This is a genomic window from Acinetobacter sp. TUM15064 (assembly GCF_008980265.1).
Classification (GTDB): Bacteria; Pseudomonadota; Gammaproteobacteria; order Pseudomonadales; family Moraxellaceae; genus Acinetobacter.
This window is the reverse complement of record NZ_BKFU01000018.1, coordinates 12,006-31,475: the sequence shown is the minus strand read 5'-3', so window position 1 is coordinate 31,475 and position 19,470 is coordinate 12,006. Positions and strand designations below refer to the sequence as shown.

Here is a 19,470-nt window from a genome sequence, read left to right as displayed (position 1 = left end):
AGAAGTCATTACATCTCAACCATTTCCACGCCATCAATACGTGCCACAGTCATCAAATCTTTATCCCCACGACCAGAAACCGTCGCAATGATAATTTGATCCTTAGACATGGTTGGCGCAAGTTTAGTGACATAAGCCATCGCATGAGAACTTTCCAAAGCAGGAATAATTCCTTCAATATGAGTTAAATCACGGAAACCTTGTAAAGCTTCATTGTCATTGATTGGCACATATTCAACACGATGCATATCTTTCAGGAAACTATGTTCAGGACCCACACCTGGATAATCCAAACCTGCTGAAATTGAATGCGTTTCAATGATCTGACCTTGTTCATCTGACATCAAATAAGTACGGTTACCATGTAAAACACCAACATGACCTGCATTTAACGGTGCAGAGTGTTTACCTGTTTCAATGCCATAACCCGCAGCTTCAACGCCGTACATTTTCACATCAGCATCGTTTAAGAATGGGTAGAACAAGCCCATTGCATTTGAACCGCCACCTACACATGCCACTAAAGCATCAGGTAAACGCCCTGCTTGCTCTTGAATTTGTTTACGCGCTTCACGGCCAATAATTGACTGGAAGTCACGAACTAACTGTGGATATGGGTGTGGGCCTGCAACCGTACCAATCACATAATAGGTTGAATCGACATTGGTCACCCAGTCACGCATCGCTTCGTTCATGGCATCTTTCAATGTTTTTGAGCCACTTTCGACAGGCACAACAGTTGCACCAAGTAAACGCATACGGTAGACATTCATGGCTTGACGTTTTACGTCCTCTGCACCCATGAATACCACACACTCCAGACCTAAACGCGCCGCGATGGTTGCCGTTGCGACACCATGCTGACCTGCACCCGTTTCAGCAATAATGCGTTTTTTACCTGACAGTTTTGCCAGTAAAGCCTGACCAATGGTGTTGTTCACTTTATGTGAACCCGTATGGTTGAGGTCTTCACGTTTTAAATAAATTTGCGCACCACCCAACTCTTTCGACCATCGCTCAGCATAATATAAAGGACTAGGACGACCTACATAGTAGGCGAGGTCACGGTCGAATTCTGCCAGAAACTGCTCATCATCCTTCATACGGAAATAGAGCTTTTCTAAGTCTTCTAATGCTGCCATTAGAGTTTCTGACACAAAACGTCCGCCATGGATACCGAAATGCCCACGTTCATCTGGGTATTGGGTATAGTCAATCACATTACTTTGCTGATCCACGATGGACTCCTTGCATGAAGTTTTCTATAAGTTGTTGGTCTTTTATACCTTTAGCGGATTCGACGCCTCCGCTGACATCTACAGCATAAGCCCCAGTCGTCTTTATAGCGTCTTCAACATTAGTGGGGGTTAAACCACCCGCTAAAATTAAAGGAATATCAAGCGTAGGGAATTGTGACCAGTCAAAACTGTGTCCTGTTCCCCCTTTGAGTTCAGGATGCCAGGCATCTAAGAGCACTGCACTTGCCCCTGCTTGTTGGAAACGTTGAACTTCTGCCACCACATCCAATTCAGGTTTGACTTGAATAGCTTTATACCAGCGCCTTCCTACTTGTGTCCCAATCACCTGACAGTCTTCTGGTGTTTCATCACCATGAAACTGGATGATATCCAGTGCCACTTGTTTTAACACATCCGCAATGTCATCCGCAGTGGCATTCACAAAAAGTCCAACAGTTTGCACATAGGCAGGCACATGTTGAATCAATTCTTTGGCTTGAACTACACTGACATGGCGTGGACTAGGTGGAAAAAATACAAAACCAATTGCATCTGCCCCTGCTTTGACCACAGCTTGAACATCTTGGCTACGGGTAATCCCACAAATTTTGGCACGGGTTCGCATAGGTTATAACTCTGGCTCAACCCTATTTATAGCTGATCTATAAATAACAGGGCGAATCATTGTAATGCAATTTTTTCGCCTTGCGTAAAGTTCATCCTGAAAAATCTTTACATAGATTGTTTAATTCGCATACAAACCTTATACTTCGCCCAAATGCAATAAGTCTGAGCACTATGCTTTAGGGAAGTTGGTGAGAGTCCAACACTGCCCCCGCAACGGTAAAACGAAACGTATATCTTTATAAGTGTTTGCACTTACATCACTGCACTCGTGTGGGAAGATGGATATACCAATATTGTTCGCAATATTTATATTTAAGTCCGGAGACCTGCTTATTGCGTCATTTAACTCAATCATTCACGGGGGGTGAATGTATGGAGCCAGCATGCCAAATTTATTTCAGCCTACAGCTTTAGTGGGCGCAATCGCTCTTGCGATGGGTTTCTCCGCAACAGCATCTGCACAAGACAGTATTAATGCATCTTTAGACACACTCGTTGTAACTGCAACACGTTCTGAAGAAAAGATTAAAGACGTTCCTGCCCGTATTGCTGTGATTTCAAAAAGTGACATCGAAAAAAATCCAGCTCTTAACTTAAATGATCTAGTCAAACAAGATGCCGCATTAAATGTTGTTCAAACTGGTGGTCTTGGGCAAACAACTTCCATTTTCACCCGTGGTACAAATTCCAATCATACTTTAGTACTTAAAGATGGTGCTGCTTTAATTGAAGGGATTAATGGTAAAAATAATACCGAACTTTTAGATTTATCTGATGTCGGTCAAATTGAAATTCTTAAAGGCCCTGCTTCAGTTCAATATGGTTCTGATGCAATTGGTGGGGTAATCCAATTACTGACAGACACCCCAGAAAAAAATAGTGCATTCATTACTGGCTTATATGGTGAGAACAACACATATAAAGCACTGGTAGGATTAGATCTAGCTCAAGATGGTTTTTTTGCTCAAATTCGAGGTCAACGCTTAGAAAGTGATGGCACAGAAATCTTAAATACACAGAATAATGACCAAGCGAGCTATGACCAAAAAGGTTATAGCGCTAAGATTGGATACAAACAAGATAATTTTAAAACAAACGTATCTATTAGTGAAAATGAAGGAATCAATCACTATTTAGACTATTCTACAGGTACAAATACTGCTAAACGTGATTTTAAAAATCAATTGATCAACTGGAATGGTCTATACCAATTCACAGATGCATTAACTTTAAATGCCCGCTATTCAAATTATCAAGATGAAGCAACTTATATTGAAACGTATTCGTATGCCTATGATAGTGAGCGCAATGAAGGTGACATTAATTTAAATTGGAAGTTCACTCCAAAACAAAACATTTTGTTCGGTGTATCAACACAAGATACTGATGTGACTTATGATTACCTATCTGGGAAGAAAAACCTTGGGTCTACAGGGTATTACTTACAACATCAATATAATAATGCGGGCATACACACTCAAGCAGGTATCCGTTTAGAAGATGATGATCAATTTGGTCAACACACTGTAGGGCAAATAGCTGGACGTTTACAAATTGCACCGTTGACAAGTGTTTATGCCAATATTGGTTCTGCATTTAAAGCGCCAACAGCCTATCAGCTATATGCTGGTTTTTATGGGAATCAAGATCTCAAACCAGAAGAAAGTATTTCTTATGAAATCGGTTTAGATCAACAATTTAACTATGGTTTAAGTGCAAATGCGTCTGTGTATTACACTAAAGTCAAAAACCTAATTGGATCAAATGCCTCATGGCAATATGTCAATATTGATGATGCCAATATGACTGGTGGTGAGCTCGGTTTAAATTGGAAAAAAGATCAACTTTTTACATCTGCTGAATATGCTTACGTAAAAACAGAAGATGAATCTACTGGGTTTGAACTCGTGCGTCGTCCACGTCAAACCTTTACCTTTACAGCAGGATATGATGACGGAACTTATGGTGTAAATACTGCTCTTGTCGCTCGTTCTCATGCAAAAGCTCAAGCAAGCCAAAACTCCGTTAAAATTCCTGGTTATGCAACGATTGATCTCAATGCATTTTGGAATGTAAATCCAAATATCAAATTGTTCACCAATATCCAAAACATTGGTGATGTCAAATACAAAGCAGTCTACTCAAGCACTGATACGTGGTACATCAATGGCGGTCGTTTTGCCTCAGCAGGAGTCACTTTCCGTTATTAATTTAGCGTAAAGACTCAAAAAAACAATTTAAAACAGCGCAGTTTATGGATAATGTTTTGACCGACATTATCCTTTTTTTCATTCTTTAGGCAGGACAAATTATGGGCCACCGTTTAAGTAAAATTTATACCCGTACTGGCGACTCAGGCACCACAGGTCTGGGCGATGGATCACGTGTGACTAAAGATGATCTAAGAATTACCGCACTGGGCGATGTCGATGAGCTTAATTCAACAATTGGTGTACTTCGTGCTCAAATTAGTGCAAGCCAAATCACGGAAAAAGCAACATGGGATAAAAGCTTGAGCCTCATTCAACATTGGCTCTTCGATTTAGGCGGTGAAGTCTGTATTCCAAACTATCATTTGCTCCAACCAGTTTGTATTGAGTTTCTTGAACAAGAAATTGACCGTATGAATGAAGACTTACCCATGCTGAAAGAATTTATTCTCCCTTCAGGTTCTTTAGCATGTAGCTACGCACACCAAGCGCGAGCGGTATGTCGCCGAGCTGAACGTAGCTTAATGTCGGTACACACCCGTGATCAAAATATTCAAAGCACCGCGCTACAGTTGCTCAACCGCTTATCAGACTGGCTTTTTGTTGCATCCCGTGCCTTACAACGAGCTGAAGGCGGCTCAGAAGTGCTTTGGCAAAAAAATATTAATGAAACCATTTAAACGTTTCTAAGTTTTAGAACGAAATAGATTTTTTCAAAGTCTTCCCGTGATCAATTCACTGGAAGGCTTTTTGAAGTTACTTTTCTTTCGAGAAACTAACCCAAACCATTTACCCATCGTAAAACTCTTCGGACTTCATTGCTTATTGCCAATATCGCAGAGGCATTACACTCAAACTCAATCCGACCTCTAACTATTACACACGGCATTGACGTATATCTGATATTTCCACCTTAGAATCTATCCCCCAATCCGATGTTTTAGCGCTACAATCAATCAAAAGACGTATAAATCAGGTTCAATATGAGAATCATCGGACATCGTGGTGCACGTGGCGAAGCCCCAGAAAATACACTCGGCGGTTTTCAATATATTCATGATTTGGGCATCCGTGCGGTCGAATTTGATGTTCGTCAGCTCAAAGACCATGAGCTGATCATTATGCATGATGACAACATGCTCCGGACCACTGGTATCGACCAAGCACTCTACCCATTAAACAGTACAGAACTCGATACCTATAATCAAGCACATATTTGGTTAGACTGGGAAAAGCAAGGCACTCCAACTCTGCGACAAGCACTCCAGATTATGCAGGACTTCGAACATCTTGAGGTTGAAGTCAAAGCTGTAGAAACACAAGCAGAAGCGGAGCGACTGATACAACATCTCACACAGCAGCTTAAAGACTTTGAGCAGAGTGCGGTCATCACCAGTTTTGATCTTAAAATCCTACAAGCACTCCAAGATCAACACTCCCCATTAAAACGGGGTTTATTAATTGAAGACGATATTCAACATCTTGCGATTGAACAAGCGCTCAAATACGGCTGTTGCCAAATCGGCTGGATGAACCAACTGGCAACCGATGACCTGTTAAAAGCCACACAACAAGCGAATTTGGCGATTAGTGTTTGGACGGTAAATGACATCGAGCGGGCTAAACATTTACGTGACTGTGGCATTGATGGATTAATTACCGATTTTCCTAAAATGATGCTACAACATTTGGCAGATGTTCATTGAACAAGCCAAAAATTGACTTGAATTTTACATGCGCAGTGGGACTGAAAATGTTCACTTTTCCTATTGATCGCTCTACTACTAGAGTGCCTAAAAATGCTTCGATAATTTCGATATCTAAACATTCTTATTCTGTTACTGTTTAGTACAATACATCTGTACAATAATGCTAGTGAATCACGGTTCGCTCATGCTAATATGCTGTAGCTTAATCCATGCAAAAAGTAATGGATTGACCTTCCATTTATACCTCCCAAGGTTTCAGGAGTGCTGTTGGAGATGAATGCTCCCCTACCCAAAGCCCCATTTAACTGGGTTGCAATTTTTGCATTGGTTTTTCTTCCCATTGTGGCTGTCATTGCAATTCCGTTATATGCCTACCATCATGATTTCAGCTTAGCCGCTTGGATCAGTATGTTTGTATTACTGGGTGTTAGTAGTTTAGGTATTACCGCTGGCTATCACCGTCTATGGGCACACCGTGCTTATGAAGCAAGCTTGCCTTTAAAAATCATTTTGATGATTATGGGTACATTTGCAGTACAAAACAGTATTTTATATTGGGGTTCAGGTCACCGTACCCACCACCGCCATGTCGATGATATCGAGAAAGATCCGTACTCGATTAACAATGGTTTTTGGTATGCACACATGGGTTGGATGCTTCGTGACTATCCATCAGCAGAACCTGACTTTAAAAATGCACCCGATTTACTCAATGATAAATTGGTGATGTTCCAACACAAATACTATGTGCCCTTAGTGATCATCGTCCACACGGGTATTTTATTACCAATTGGTTGGGCCGTAGGTGACTTATGGGGCGTGTTATTGTTGGGCGGATTAATGCGTTTAATCCTCAGCCACCACGTTACGTTCTTCATTAACTCTTTATGTCATATGTGGGGCAAACGTCCATATACAGATGAAAATACCGCACGTGACAACTTCTGGTTAGCTATTGCGACTTGGGGTGAGGGTTATCATAACTACCACCACATTTTCCAATATGACTACCGTAATGGTGTGAAATGGTGGCAATATGACCCAACCAAATGGTTGATTTGGTCATGCTCAAAACTGGGTTTAGCTAAAAACTTACGTCGTATTCCGAGCTTTAATATCAAAAAAGCTGAACTTGCGATGAAGTTTAAGTATGCTGAGCAAGACTTAGAAGTTCATGGTCTGAATGTCAGTGATGACATCAGCTCAGCAAAAGCTCGTATTGCACAAGAATATGATGCGTTCACCCAGACCTTAAATGACTGGGCAAAATTGAAAGAACAAGAAATTCAAGCCAAGAAAACAGCTGTAGCTGAAAAAATTCATCAAATGGATGAAAAGCTTAAAATTGAATTTCAATTGGTTGAACAGCGTTTAGGTCATCATCGTCAAACCTTAACCACGCTGATGCGTAGCATTAAAAAAGCGCCTGTTTCACAATAATTGATTTCTAATAATCGTTTCAAAAGAAAGCTCCGCAAGGGGCTTTTTTTAGCAGTTCATAAAGGATAACAACATGGATATAAACAACATCCCATTCGGTATCACCAACTGGGCCGAGATACCCACCACCCGCCATACAGGTGATCAAGGTTATGCCCTATGGCGCACGCAGCAATTTGACGCGATTCGCGTGCGTATGGTGGAGTATTCGGAGAACTATTTGGCCGACCATTGGTGTTCTAAAGGACATATTCTGTTGTGCTTAGAAGGCGAACTCCACACCGAACTAGATGATGGCCGTAGCTTTACCCTTACGGCTGGCATGAGTTACCAAGTTGCAGATCAAGCTGAAGCCCATCGCTCATCCACCTCAAAGGGTGCCAAGTTGTTTATAGTCGACTAAAACGGTTGGATATATATCTTAACACTAAAACTTTGCTATATTGATGAGGTCATGGCTTATCCCTTGTGATCTTTCACTATGCAGTTCAACTCACGCTATTCCCTCCTTCCTTCAAAGCTTTATCACCATCAACAGCCCCTTCCACTAAAAGGGGCAAAAGCAGGTCATTTCAATGCCGCTTTAGCAGAGCAATTACAATGGTCTGAAGCCGACAAACAGTCTTGGGTAGAGATTTGTAGCGGGCAAAAAACCTTTGCTGAGTTCGCTCCACTTGCGATGGTTTATGCTGGGCATCAATTTGGACAATGGGCAGGCCAACTCGGGGATGGGCGCGGTTTACTGATTGCACAAATTCTCGATCAAAAACAACAAACCATCGACTTACATTTAAAAGGTGCAGGCTCGACCCCCTACTCACGTATGGGCGATGGACGTGCGGTTTTACGCTCGGTCATTCGTGAATATCTGGCAGGTCATGCACTCAATGCACTAGGTATTCCCTCTAGTAATGCAGTCGGTTTTACTTCGTCTACTCAAGGTGTACAACGTGAAAAATTAGAGCTGGGTGCAATGATGTTACGTACATCAGACTGCCATATTCGCTTGGGACATTTTGAGTGGATAAATCAGTATCAACCTGACTTACTTGGCGAATTTACGCAAAAATGCATCGCATGGCATTACCCCGAATGTTTAGAAGCAGAACAACCTATTTTGGCATTTGCAACCCAAGTGATTCAACGGACTGCGGTTATGATTGCCAAATGGCAACTGGTCGGCTTCGCACACGGAGTGATGAATACCGATAATTTAAACATTACGGGTTCAACCCTCGATTTTGGCCCCTATGGTTTTATGGAACGTTTCCGTCCGAATTGGATTAACAATCACTCCGACTACCAAGGCCGCTATACCTATCAACAACAGCCGAGCATTGGACACTGGAACTTATGGACATGGTTGAATAACCTCATTCCGCTTTGTCCACAAGACTATGACAAAGAACAATGGAAGCAAGACCTTGCCACTTGCCTAGAGCACTATGAACCCACGTTCTTGGAGCACTACAAACTGGGTTTAAGTCAGAAAATGGGCTTACCTCATTTCCACACTGACAGTTTTGACTGTGCCATGACCTTCTTACGGATTCTACAAACCGAACAGCTCGACTACACACAGAGCTTTACTCGTTTGCAGAATAAACAATATGAAACAATTAAAGATGACTGCCTTGACCGCCGTCAGTTTGAAAGTTTCCTTGCGCAATATGAACAGATTCGTGCCAATCAAGACACAGTAGTACTCGATGCAGCCATGCAACAAGCCAACCCTGTTTATATCCTACGCAATCACATGGCGCAAAAAGCGATTGAACTGGCTGAACGGAATGATTTCTCAGAAGTCGAACGCTTATTTGACCTCCTCAGCCACCCGTTTGAGCGGAATGTAGCACTAGAGAAAGCTGAGGATGTAGCACCTTTATCAACAGATGTTCCAGAGGTGATGGTGAGTTGTTCCTCTTAAGCGTTTGGCTTAAACTGTGGATAAATTAAACAATATCCACAGGGCTTCGCCCATTGAGTGATGATCACCATGTCCTTACATCTTATTGCTGCAAAAGCTGCACTTGCCCTGCCAGAAGTGACATGTACTCAGCCCTTTGGTGAAGGTTGTGATGTCTATAAAGTCATGGATAAAATGTTTTTGCTCAATTCATCTTTAAAGGGTATGGCTTTAAGTAACTTAAAAGTCACGCCTGACCACGGCGCGATGCTACGTGATATTTATCCGTATATTCATGCAGGTTGGCATATGAATAAAAAACATTGGATTTCAATTTATGAAGATGAAGAGTTAGATTCGGATTTAGTTATTGATCTAGTACAAAGTTCTTATGAACTCGTGGTATCCAAGTTGAATAAACCACAAAAACAGCGAATTGCTACACTTCAAGCCATCACCTAAACATGTATTGAATGAACAGAATTTAATTACTCCTTTTACATGTTCTAAAGCTGAACCCTATCACTGCATCAAGCAGATGCATAGGTTTGAACGCATATTATCTAGGCTGTGCAACTTTTCAACATTTTATATACTGTTTCTCTTTGGAAAAGAAATACAAAATGAAAATGCAATGAATATTTGCTAGGTCAAAAAAAGCCCGACATCCTGTCGGGCTTTTTTCGTATCACTTAGCTAGGTATAACTCCTGTCGTACCTCACATCCTCGTGCTGAACTTATTATTTTTGTTTTATGTTTTGGAACTTCCTGTTCTCTATGACTGCATCATATAAAACATTTTAGGGCTGACCTAGACGCAATCCGCTTGAATAGTTGTAAGCCAAAACGTACATAAAAAATAAGCTTAATTAGACTTACCCCCAAAATTATCCGCAGAAATTGTGGATAGTTTTCAGTATGACCGCAGCTGAACCTTACTCATTAAAATTAGTTTTTGAGTACTTAAAAAGCAACTTAATAACCCACTGTTTCAATCTGTTGGAAATACAACCACTCTTTTCTCAATTTTGCCTATTTAATTATCTATACATATCAATCCGAAAAGATTGAATATAGAAGTCGCTCACTCGCCACCCAAGTTAATCCAAAAGCTATGGTGAACCTCATACGAAGACCCTCTGAGATTGAATGAAATCTAGGTCATTTATCTGCTCAGTTGCTTATTTGATCGCATTGTTGCAAAATTTGGATACTATCTCACAACCCAACCCTAAGTGACGTGCACATGGCTAGCAGAATGCTTCGCTGATTTGAATACAGACTCATCGACCTTGTCTAAAACAAACGTAAAAGTAAAAAGACAAATTAAAACATTATTCAAAATGCTTAAATTTAGTAATCAATCAGAATCCTAAACGATCAAAAAACCAATAAAAAAGGACTCATATTGAGTCCTTTTCAACATCGTTACCTACGCTTTAGCTTTTCTTCGGCTTCAATGTTTTAAATAAAACAAAGAGCACGAGGATCCAGACAGGAAGCATTAATACTGAAAGCATAAAGCCTTGATTCCACATGATATATAAAATCATCAGCATAAAGGCTAAAACAAAATAATTGCTAAACGGTGCAAACAACGCTGGAAACTTGGTTTGAATGCCTTGTTTGTTCATACTCTGTCTAAATTTAAGATGAATCAAACTGATCATCATCCAATTCAGCACCGCAGCACTGACCACAATATAAATCAGATAACTGAGTGCTTTTTCAGGCAAAAAGTAATTCAACAGTACGCAACCGAAAATCAATAATGCTGAAAATAAAACCGCCGCAATTGGTGTCCCTTGTCGATTCACCTGCTTAAAAACTTGTGGAGCATTGCCCTGTTCTGCCAGACCTAATAGCATGCGACTATTGGCATACATGCCACTATTACAAACAGAAACCGATGCAGTCAGAATAATAAAATTGAGTAAATGCGCTGCCCAATCAATGCCCATTTGCTTAAAAATAAGCACAAATGGACTTTTATCTAGCCCACCCAAATCCAATTGATTCCAAGGCACCAGAGACAAAAGAATCGCCAGCGAGCAAATATAGAACAGGAAAACCCGAATCACCGTTTGATTGACGGCTTTTGGAATGTTCTTTTCAGGATCTTCGGTTTCCGCAGCCGCCATACTAATCAGCTCAATGCCGCCAAAGGCAAACATCATAAAGGCCAACATATAAAACAAGCCTTCAAAGCCATGTGGGAAAAACCCGCCATGTACCCATAAGTTCGTGATGGAGGCAGTGGAACCGACATCAGCCGTCAACAACAAATAAACCCCGAAGATGATCATGGCAATAATCGCCACAACCTTAATTATCGACAGCCAGAACTCAGACTCCGCATATAGTTTGACATTGGCAAGATTGGCCAATGTGATCACCACAAAAAACACCAGCACCGAGACCCACGCAGGAATATGCGGCCACCAGTAGTTCACATATTTACCAATCGCGGTCAGCTCAGTCATCACCACCAAGATATACAGTACCCAGTAGTTCCAGCCTGTTAAAAAGCCTGAAAACCGCCCCCAATACTTAAAGGCAAAGTAGCTGAATGAACCCGTCACTGGCTCATGCACAATCATTTCACCGAGCTGACGCATAATTAAAAATGCAATCAAACCGCCAATCATATAACCCAAAATAATGGATGGGCCAGCAGATTCAATAATATGTGCTGAACCTAAGAACAAACCTGTACCAATTGCGCCACCCATGGCGATCAATTGAATATGGCGGTTCTTTAAACGGCGCTGAAGTTTAGGCGTCTCGCTGCTCAAAACACATGCTCATCTGATAAAAAAATGAATTGTACCGCTTGCACAGGCGATCAACCAGTCTTGCCCTTTAAAATCACCGATTGTCCCGTCTCGCTTTAGCAATTTCGCATTCAAACTGACTGTCATTTTTGCTTACTCCCTCCCCTGAATGCATAAAAAAGCGGATAAGCCTAAGACTTATCCGCTTTTTTATTGTTTAGACAACTGAATTAATCTTCAGGATATTCAAAACGGTAACCTACACCATATACTGCCTGAACCCATTCATGACGGTTGCCTGTTTCAGCTGCATCCGAAATCTTACGACGTAAGTTCTTAATATGACTATCAATCACACGGTCAGCCACTTCAAAGCTGTCTGGATTAATATGATCCAGCAACTGTGCACGTGAATAGACTTGCCCCACATGCTCTAAAAACAACTCCAGTAAACGAAACTCGGTCGGTGTTAAGTTTAAAGGCTTTTGTTGATACCAAATGCGTTGCTGCGCTTTATCCATACGGAATAAAGACTGATCTTCAGGCTCAGCCTTGCGCTCTAAACGGCGTAACACGGCTTGGACACGCGCCACTAATTCTTTCGGGCTAAAGGGCTTACACACATAGTCGTCTGCCCCCATGTTCAAGCCAAGCACGCGGTCAATTTCTTCGGTACGTGCGGTAACCATAATGATCGGTAAATCCGACTGTTCGCGGACTTTACGGCAAATTGTTAAACCATCCATACGCGGCACCATCAAGTCTAAAATCATGAGACTCGGTTTACGCTGCGTAAAGCTATCAAATGCATCCTGACCATCGTGAAACATACTGACTTCAAAGCCCGCTGCTTCAAGATAATCGCGGACCAATTGTGCAAGTTCTACTTCATCTTCAACCAGCATAATATGTTTCATACATACTTCCTTTTGTGTTTCATTTTTTTGGGAACGTTAACTTGCAACGTAAACCACCCAAAGGCGAATGATCAAAGCTCAATTCGCCACCTAAAGCTTGCGCCAGTTTAGCAGATAAAGCCAAACCTAAACCCGTACCACCTGTGCTCCGCGTCCGCGAGTCATCTACACGGTAGAAACGCTCACCGAGTCGTGCCAACTGTTCGTCACTTAAACCATAAGGGCTGTCATCAACGTAGACTGTCCAATCTGTTGCAGATTGTTCAGTATGAATACGAACCTGTCCACCGGCTTCAGTATAACGGATACTATTGCCCAACAAATTGACCATGATTTGCTTAAAGCGGTCAATATCAAGTTGTAACTCAGCCCCCTCACCTTCAACACTGATGCTTAAATGAGCTTGTTCAAATTTGGGCTTAAAGTTTTCCACTTCTTGCTCAATCACCGCCCATGGATTTACGCTTGCAAAATAACAGTTTAATTGCTGCGCTTCAGCTTGTGCTAAGTCTGCCAAATCATGAGTCAACTTTTTCAAACTGGTCACTTGACGTAACATCGAGGCAAAATGCTCAGGCGTTGGTTTTCGGATACCGTCTTGCATCGCTTCAATCTGCGCTTGTAACACTGCCAACGGTGTTTTCAACTCATGCGAAGTATCCGACACCCATTGACGACGTGAAATTTCATGCTGATCTAAAATCACCGCCAATTGGTTGAGCTCATTGGATAAATCACCCAGCTCATCGTTTCGATTCACTTTAACTTGATGCTGAAAATTACCTTTCGTCAGTTCACGTGTACCATTTAAAAGTCGCTGAATCGGTTGTTTAAAATACGTTGCCAATAATAATGAAACAATCAAACTGGCAAAAACAGTTAAACCATAAGCCAATAATAAATAACGTTTCTGATTACTAAAAAAGTTAATACTCAGTGCATCATCTTGATCAAGCACGGGTTTTAGGCCCAAATATCCGACTATTTTTTCATCCACAATTATGGGGCGATATGAAACTTGGTCTGAAGATGGCTCACCAACAACGAATTGTTGTTTGGCGTCATATAAAGATAAACGTGAGCTCAAACCTAAACGGTCTGGCATTGAGATAAATTGCTTTTTCTGATTTTCCTTTGGTGGTGCTTTGCCGTCTTTGCGTTCAGGGGGGCGAAATGCATTTTCATTCGACCTCAATGGAAATTTAAGCCCTTCAAAAGGTTGATATTCTGACGGTAAATTAAGCTCTAACCATTTCAACTCATCTTGATCAAGTAATGGTTTTCCTTGATCAGCTTTGGCCAAAGTTGGCGGGAGATTCGCAAAAGTATGTTCTTCAAAATAACGCTGCTGTAACGCAATATCATATTGCCGTCTTAACCACCAATGCGAGAGCCGGTCATAATCGTCAGGATCCGCTTTACCTTCAATCTGTAAAATCTGTGCTTGAATGGCATTGCCCCAATCATGATAAGTGCTATACACACCTGCCAAGTTGTCAATCAAATGATCGAGCTTTTGCATTTCCACATCTGCAACGTATTTAGCAAAATTCTTTTGCATCGTCCAATGTAACACGCCCAAACTCACCGTGGTAATCACCAACGTGGTCAGCAAGACGGTCAGGAATAAGCGTAAGGCAATCGGTACGCGACGAATTTTCAAAACACATATCTCAGTTTTTTCTTCTCATTTCGTATTGTATAGAACACTGTGCTAAAAAACTCTCCATTGTTTCTACATCATTATTACTTAATCTTTAATCATCAAAAATCACCTGCTCTTTATTGGGGAATTACACATGAATAAGATGACAAAAATTGCTTTAGCCACTGCCAGTATTTTATCTGTAGGCGCATTGACTGCCTGTCAATCAACCCAGCCTCCAAAAGATATGGACCAACCTCAACGCATGCATGGTCATGACAAGAACGACCGTCGAATGTCCCCTGAACAACGCGAGCAATTTAAAGAAATGCGCGCTGAACATAAACAAGTCATGCAAGACATGAAAAAAGCATGTGATGGCAAGGCAGTAGGTACAGCGGTACAAATTAAAGCAGGTGAACAAAACTTAGATGGTACCTGCGCCATTTCATTTAAACCAAACCGTGATGAAATGAAACGTGGCGAACGTCCACCAATGGAAGATGATCATGCTGGACAGGCACCTATGCAAGGTGATCGTGGTGAGTTCCGTGGCATGCATATGCAACACGGTGAGCCATTAACCGATGCAAAACGTGCTGAACTGACCAAACAATATGCTCAGCGTTTAGCTGAACGTCAAGCGCGCCAAGAAGCTATGGCTAAAGCTTGCCAAGGCCAATCAGATGGTAAATCTGTTCAAATAAAAGTTGGTACGCAGACCGTGGATGGTAAATGTATGGTTCACTTCCAACCAAAACCACCCGTTCCAGCTCCAAATCAAGCATCTTAAAAAGATAGTTTCAGTTCAAAGGCGCATTCTGCGCCTTTTTTCTTGGACATAACTTTTTACGCTTTTTGACTATTTATGTCATGCTAGAACAGCCAAAACTGTTTACACTCAACCCACTTAGCGATTTTAAATAATATTTGTTTGACTTTACAGTCACCAAGAAAAGCCCCTGAAACGCTTGTACCAAATTAGAAGATGTTGCACGATTGAACCATTCCAACACGTGTCAATGAAGACACGTTTTTATGTTTATTAGGATTATAAGCTGGTTAAACCAGTATTGAGGAAAACGAGATGCCACAATACAAAGCGCCCTTACGTGATATGCAATTCGTACTGCATGAGTTACTTAACGCAGAAGAACATTATTCTAAACTGCCTGCATTTCAGGAAACCGTAAGCCGTGAATTGGTTGACCAATACTTAGACGCAGCTGCAGATTTCTGTGAAAACGAATTATCTCCAATCAACCAAAGCGGTGACCGTGAAGGTTGTACATGGAACGATGGCGTTGTTACCACGCCAACAGGCTTTAAAGAAGCGTATCAGAAATATATCGAATTAGGCTTCCCATCTCTTTCTGCTGAAGAGCAATATGGCGGTCAAGGTCTACCAGTTTCTTTAGGTAACGTGATTTCTGAAATGGTCGGTACTGCGAACTGGGCTTGGGGTATGTACCCTGGTCTTTCTCATGGTGCAGTACGTACTTTAGAACACCACGGTTCAGCTGAGCAAAAAGATGCGTACTTACCAAACCTTGTTTCAGGTGTTTGGACAGGTACCATGTGCTTAACTGAATCCCATGCAGGTTCTGACTTGGGTATTATCCGTACCAAGGCTGAACCACAGGCAGATGGTAGCTATGCAATCACAGGCGAGAAAATCTTTATCTCTGCAGGTGAGCACGACATGGCGGAGAACATTGTTCACATCGTCCTTGCTCGTCTTCCTGGTGCGCCTAAAGGTACCAAAGGTATTTCGTTATTCATCGTACCGAAGTTCAATCTAAATGCAGACGGTTCTGTCGGTGAACGTAACGCAGTACGTTGTGGTTCAATCGAACACAAAATGGGGATCCATGGTAACTCAACTTGCGTGATCAACTTTGATAACGCAAAAGGCTTCCTGATTGGACCTGAAAACCGTGGCTTAAACTGCATGTTTACCTTCATGAACACTGCTCGTATTGGTACAGCAGTTCAAGGTTTATCGGCATCTGAAGGTTCATTCCAAGGTGCGCTTGCTTATGCAAAAGACCGTTTAGCAATGCGTTCACTGACTGGCCCTAAAGCCCCAGAAAAAGAAGCAGACCCTATCATTGTTCACCCTGCTGTACGTAACATGCTTTTAACACAAAAAGCATTTGCTGAAGGTGGTCGTGCACTGGTTTACTTATTGTCTCTACATGCAGACGTGGTTGAGCAAGGTGCGACAGAAGAAGAGCGTAAATACTCTGACAACATCTTGTCTCTACTGACTCCAATTGCAAAAGCATTCTTAACTGAAACAGGTTCAGAGTCTGCAAAACACGGTGTTCAAGTGTTTGGTGGTCATGGCTTTATTTCAGAGCATGGCATGGAACAAATCGTTCGTGATACACGTATTGCGTGTCTATACGAAGGAACAACAGAAATCCAAGCATTAGACTTATTAGGTCGTAAAGTTTTGGGTACTCAAGGTGCAATGTTGAAAGACTTCACCAAGATTGTTCACAAATTCTGCGAAGCGAACAAAGACAATGCTGCAATGCAAGAATTTGTTGAACCACTTGCTGCGCTGAACAAAGAGTGGGGTGACCTCACAATGCAAATTGGTATGAAAGCAATGCAAAACCCAAATGAAGTGGGTGCTGCAGCAGTCGATTACCTCTACTTCTCTGGTTATGTCACCCTTGCTTACCTATGGGCACGTATGGCACTTGTGGCTCAAGAAACACTTGCTGCTGGGACAACTGAAGTTGACTTCTATAACGCGAAAGTTACTACAGCTCGCTTCTACTTCAAGAAGATTCTTCCACGTGTTCGCTCACACGTTGACGTGATTGCTGGTGGTGTAGAACCGTTACTCGCATTAGATGCAGAACATTTTGCATTCTAAGCTGAATATCTCAGTTGATATTTGAAATGTTGTACTCTTGAGTACAGAAATAGAGAAAGGACGGTCATAGCTTTGACGGTCCTTTTTCTTTATAAATAGAGCGTTATTTCGCTTGGGTCATCTGACAACATCCACCGTTGTCCATTAAGCTGTCCTAAGTCTACAGAGATTCAAACAATAAACAGGTGAACGAACATGCCAATTTATAATGCCCCACTTGCGGATATGAAGTTTATCCTCAATGACGTTTTCAATGCTGAACAGTTCTGGCAGTCTAATGAAAATCTTGCTCATGTAGACAGCGCAACGGCTGAAGCGATCCTCGAAGAAATGGCTAAATTTGCGCAGAACGTTACCCTGCCTTTAAACCGTACAGGTGATGAAGAAGGTGCAACTTATAGCAATGGTGCAGTCACCACACCTACTGGTTTTAAAGAAGCATTTAAGCAATATGCTGAAGGCGGTTGGATTGGCTTAGCAGCTGATGAAGAATGGGGCGGTCAAGGCATGCCTAAAATGCTGACCGTTCTTGCAGATGAAATGCTGTTCGCAACCAACCCATCATTCATGCTCTATCCGCTACTTTCTGTTGGTGCTGGTATGGCACTGAACAGCTATGCCTCTCAAGAGCAAAAAGAAACGTATTTACCTAAAATTTACTCAGGTGAATGGTCTGGAACAATGTGCTTAACGGAGCCACATGCAGGTACAGATCTAGGCATTATCAAAACTAAAGCTGAACGTAACGAAGACGGCACCTATAACATTACAGGGACTAAAATCTTCATTACTGGCGGTGACCACGACTTAGCTGAAAACATCATTCACTTGGTTCTAGCGAAAACACCAGATGCACCTGCGGGTTCACGTGGTATTTCATTATTCATCGTACCTAAATTCTTGGTGAATGCAGATGGTTCTGTCGGTGAACGTAATGCAGCAGGCCCAGGTTCAATTGAACATAAAATGGGGATCAAAGCGTCTGCGACTTGTGTGATGAACTTTGACGGTGCCAAGGGTTTCTTGGTCGGTAAAGAAAATGAAGGCCTTGCGGCGATGTTCGTGATGATGAACTACGAACGTTTGTCGATGGGTATCCAAGGTTTAGGTGCATCTGAATTTGCTTACCAAAATGCTGCACAGTACGCAACAGACCGCCTACAAGGTCGTAGTGCATCAGGTATTCAATCACCTGCTAAGCCTGCAGACAGCATTCTTGTGCATGGTGACGTTCGTCGTATGTTGCTGAATGCACGTGCGAACAACGAAGCATCGCGTGCCTTTGCTGTCTATGTCGGTCAACAACTTGATATCACCAAGTTCTCAACAGACCCTGAAGCTGTGAAAGCAGCCAATGACCGTGTGGCACTGCTAACTCCAATTGCAAAAGCCTATTTAACCGATACTGCTTTTAATGCAGTGATTGATTCACAAATGGTCTTCGGTGGTCATGGTTATATTCGTGAATGGGGCATGGAGCAATGTGTACGTGACTTACGTATTGCACAAATCTACGAAGGTACGAATGGCGTTCAGTCTCAAGATTTAATTGGTCGTAAAACCATTAAATGTGGTGGTGCATTTATCGCAGACTACATTTCTGAAATCCGTGACTTTGCTAACAGCTTAGATGCGGACCTAAACTTCATTAAAGATGCAACACTCGATGCAGCAACTGAAGTGGAAGAAGTAACCAAGTATATTCTTGAACGTGCTGCTGAAAGTGCAGAGTTTCCAAATGCTGCAGCAGTGGATTACTTACATGCAGTCGGCTTACTTAGCTTTGCTTATATGTTTGCAAAAATTGCCAATGCGGCCAAAGCCAAAGATGGTGATTTCTATCAAAACAAATTGGCGCTTGCGGCTTACTTTACACAGCGTATTTTGCCTGAAATCGACTTACGTATTGCAAAAGTAAAAGCGGGTGCAGAAGTTATCATGAACTTCTCTGAAGACTACTTCACCAACCAAGCTTAATTAGTTTAAACACGATAAAAAACGCCTGACCAGTCAGGCGTTTTTTTTAACGTCAGCTTTTTATAATCAACTTCTCGTCATTTGCATGAAATTTGCATATGATTCAATATAATATCCGCAAAGTATGAGGAGGCTA

General features: G+C 41.9%; 15 protein-coding genes and 1 riboswitch. Of the genes, 10 read left to right on the top strand and 5 right to left on the bottom strand.

All coding sequences use genetic code 11. The annotated features are described in order from the left end of the window. Positions 1–8: 8 nt before the first annotated feature. Both trpB and GBI16_RS07740 read right to left on the bottom strand, forming a co-directional pair. Positions 9–1,238 carry a tryptophan synthase subunit beta gene (trpB, locus tag GBI16_RS07745; protein WP_086210407.1) on the bottom strand — a complete coding sequence of 410 codons (1,230 nt, stop codon included), beginning with the start codon at positions 1,236–1,238 and terminating at the stop codon, positions 9–11. Further along, positions 1,222–1,863: a phosphoribosylanthranilate isomerase gene (locus GBI16_RS07740; RefSeq protein WP_086210408.1), complete on the bottom strand. Its 642-nt coding sequence runs from the start codon at positions 1,861–1,863 to the stop codon at positions 1,222–1,224. Before GBI16_RS07740 ends, trpB begins: the two co-directional genes overlap by 17 nt. A gap of 143 nt (positions 1,864–2,006) precedes the next feature. Next, a riboswitch (cobalamin riboswitch) is annotated at positions 2,007–2,214 on the top strand. 34 nt (positions 2,215–2,248) lie between these two features. On the opposite strand from GBI16_RS07740, the gene GBI16_RS07735 reads away from it, so the two are divergent. The 7 genes from GBI16_RS07735 (at position 2,249) to GBI16_RS07705 (ending at position 9,592) form a co-directional block, all read left to right on the top strand. Then, entirely contained in the window at positions 2,249–4,075 is a 1,827-nt protein-coding gene (locus tag GBI16_RS07735; protein WP_086210409.1) for a TonB-dependent siderophore receptor, read from the top strand. A 101-nt stretch (positions 4,076–4,176) separates the two neighbouring features. After that, positions 4,177–4,755 carry a cob(I)yrinic acid a,c-diamide adenosyltransferase gene (locus GBI16_RS07730; protein WP_086210410.1) on the top strand — a complete coding sequence of 193 codons (579 nt, stop codon included), beginning with the start codon at positions 4,177–4,179 and terminating at the stop codon, positions 4,753–4,755. A gap of 303 nt (positions 4,756–5,058) precedes the next feature. Beyond that, positions 5,059–5,781, top strand: a complete 723-nt coding sequence (locus GBI16_RS07725) for a glycerophosphodiester phosphodiesterase (protein ID WP_086210411.1) — start codon at positions 5,059–5,061, stop codon at positions 5,779–5,781. A gap of 276 nt (positions 5,782–6,057) precedes the next feature. Further along, a complete protein-coding gene (locus GBI16_RS07720; protein ID WP_086210412.1) occupies positions 6,058–7,224 on the top strand; it encodes an acyl-CoA desaturase in 1,167 nt (388 codons plus the stop codon). A 73-nt stretch (positions 7,225–7,297) separates the two neighbouring features. Further along, on the top strand, positions 7,298–7,627 hold the full coding sequence (locus GBI16_RS07715; protein ID WP_086210413.1) for a DHCW motif cupin fold protein: 330 nt from the start codon (positions 7,298–7,300) through the stop codon (positions 7,625–7,627). Between the two features lie 78 nt (positions 7,628–7,705). After that, positions 7,706–9,151 carry a YdiU family protein gene (locus tag GBI16_RS07710; protein WP_086210414.1) on the top strand — a complete coding sequence of 482 codons (1,446 nt, stop codon included), beginning with the start codon at positions 7,706–7,708 and terminating at the stop codon, positions 9,149–9,151. 69 nt (positions 9,152–9,220) lie between these two features. Next, positions 9,221–9,592 (top strand): MmcQ/YjbR family DNA-binding protein, encoded by a 372-nt coding sequence (locus GBI16_RS07705; RefSeq protein WP_086210415.1) that lies wholly within the window; start codon positions 9,221–9,223, stop codon positions 9,590–9,592. A gap of 978 nt (positions 9,593–10,570) precedes the next feature. Here the strand turns inward: GBI16_RS07705 and GBI16_RS07700 are convergent. From GBI16_RS07700 to baeS, 3 genes are all read right to left on the bottom strand, one after another. Beyond that, a complete protein-coding gene (locus GBI16_RS07700) occupies positions 10,571–11,926 on the bottom strand; it encodes an amino acid permease (protein WP_086210416.1) in 1,356 nt (451 codons plus the stop codon). Positions 11,927–12,135: 209 nt separating this feature from the next. Next, positions 12,136–12,822, bottom strand: coding sequence for a response regulator (locus GBI16_RS07695; protein WP_004983596.1), 687 nt, complete (start codon positions 12,820–12,822; stop codon positions 12,136–12,138). A 19-nt stretch (positions 12,823–12,841) separates the two neighbouring features. Further along, positions 12,842–14,485, bottom strand: a complete 1,644-nt coding sequence (gene baeS / locus GBI16_RS07690; RefSeq protein ID WP_086210417.1) for a sensor histidine kinase efflux regulator BaeS — start codon at positions 14,483–14,485, stop codon at positions 12,842–12,844. 136 nt (positions 14,486–14,621) lie between these two features. Here baeS and GBI16_RS07685 point away from each other — a divergent pair, with 136 nt between their 5' ends. From GBI16_RS07685 to GBI16_RS07675, 3 genes are all read left to right on the top strand, one after another. Further along, positions 14,622–15,260, top strand: a complete 639-nt coding sequence (locus GBI16_RS07685; RefSeq protein ID WP_110974676.1) for a hypothetical protein — start codon at positions 14,622–14,624, stop codon at positions 15,258–15,260. Positions 15,261–15,554: 294 nt separating this feature from the next. Then, on the top strand, positions 15,555–17,357 hold the full coding sequence (locus tag GBI16_RS07680) for an acyl-CoA dehydrogenase C-terminal domain-containing protein (RefSeq protein WP_086210419.1): 1,803 nt from the start codon (positions 15,555–15,557) through the stop codon (positions 17,355–17,357). Between the two features lie 195 nt (positions 17,358–17,552). Further along, positions 17,553–19,334: an acyl-CoA dehydrogenase C-terminal domain-containing protein gene (locus GBI16_RS07675; RefSeq protein ID WP_151706844.1), complete on the top strand. Its 1,782-nt coding sequence runs from the start codon at positions 17,553–17,555 to the stop codon at positions 19,332–19,334. Positions 19,335–19,470: the final 136 nt, after the last annotated feature.

Bases quoted from the DNA above. Each gene is read 5' to 3' on its own strand.
- GBI16_RS07740 (WP_086210408.1), bottom strand. From the start codon at position 1,863: ATGCGAACCCGTGCCAAAATTTGTGGGATTACCCGTAGCCAAGATGTT.
- GBI16_RS07725 (WP_086210411.1), top strand. From the start codon at position 5,059: ATGAGAATCATCGGACATCGTGGTGCACGTGGCGAAGCCCCAGAAAAT.
- GBI16_RS07705 (WP_086210415.1), top strand. From the start codon at position 9,221: ATGTCCTTACATCTTATTGCTGCAAAAGCTGCACTTGCCCTGCCAGAA.
- GBI16_RS07720 (WP_086210412.1), top strand. From the start codon at position 6,058: ATGAATGCTCCCCTACCCAAAGCCCCATTTAACTGGGTTGCAATTTTT.
- GBI16_RS07685 (WP_110974676.1), top strand. From the start codon at position 14,622: ATGAATAAGATGACAAAAATTGCTTTAGCCACTGCCAGTATTTTATCT.
- GBI16_RS07730 (WP_086210410.1), top strand. From the start codon at position 4,177: ATGGGCCACCGTTTAAGTAAAATTTATACCCGTACTGGCGACTCAGGC.
- GBI16_RS07735 (WP_086210409.1), top strand. From the start codon at position 2,249: ATGCCAAATTTATTTCAGCCTACAGCTTTAGTGGGCGCAATCGCTCTT.
- GBI16_RS07710 (WP_086210414.1), top strand. From the start codon at position 7,706: ATGCAGTTCAACTCACGCTATTCCCTCCTTCCTTCAAAGCTTTATCAC.
- GBI16_RS07695 (WP_004983596.1), bottom strand. From the start codon at position 12,822: ATGAAACATATTATGCTGGTTGAAGATGAAGTAGAACTTGCACAATTG.
- GBI16_RS07715 (WP_086210413.1), top strand. From the start codon at position 7,298: ATGGATATAAACAACATCCCATTCGGTATCACCAACTGGGCCGAGATA.
- GBI16_RS07680 (WP_086210419.1), top strand. From the start codon at position 15,555: ATGCCACAATACAAAGCGCCCTTACGTGATATGCAATTCGTACTGCAT.
- GBI16_RS07675 (WP_151706844.1), top strand. From the start codon at position 17,553: ATGCCAATTTATAATGCCCCACTTGCGGATATGAAGTTTATCCTCAAT.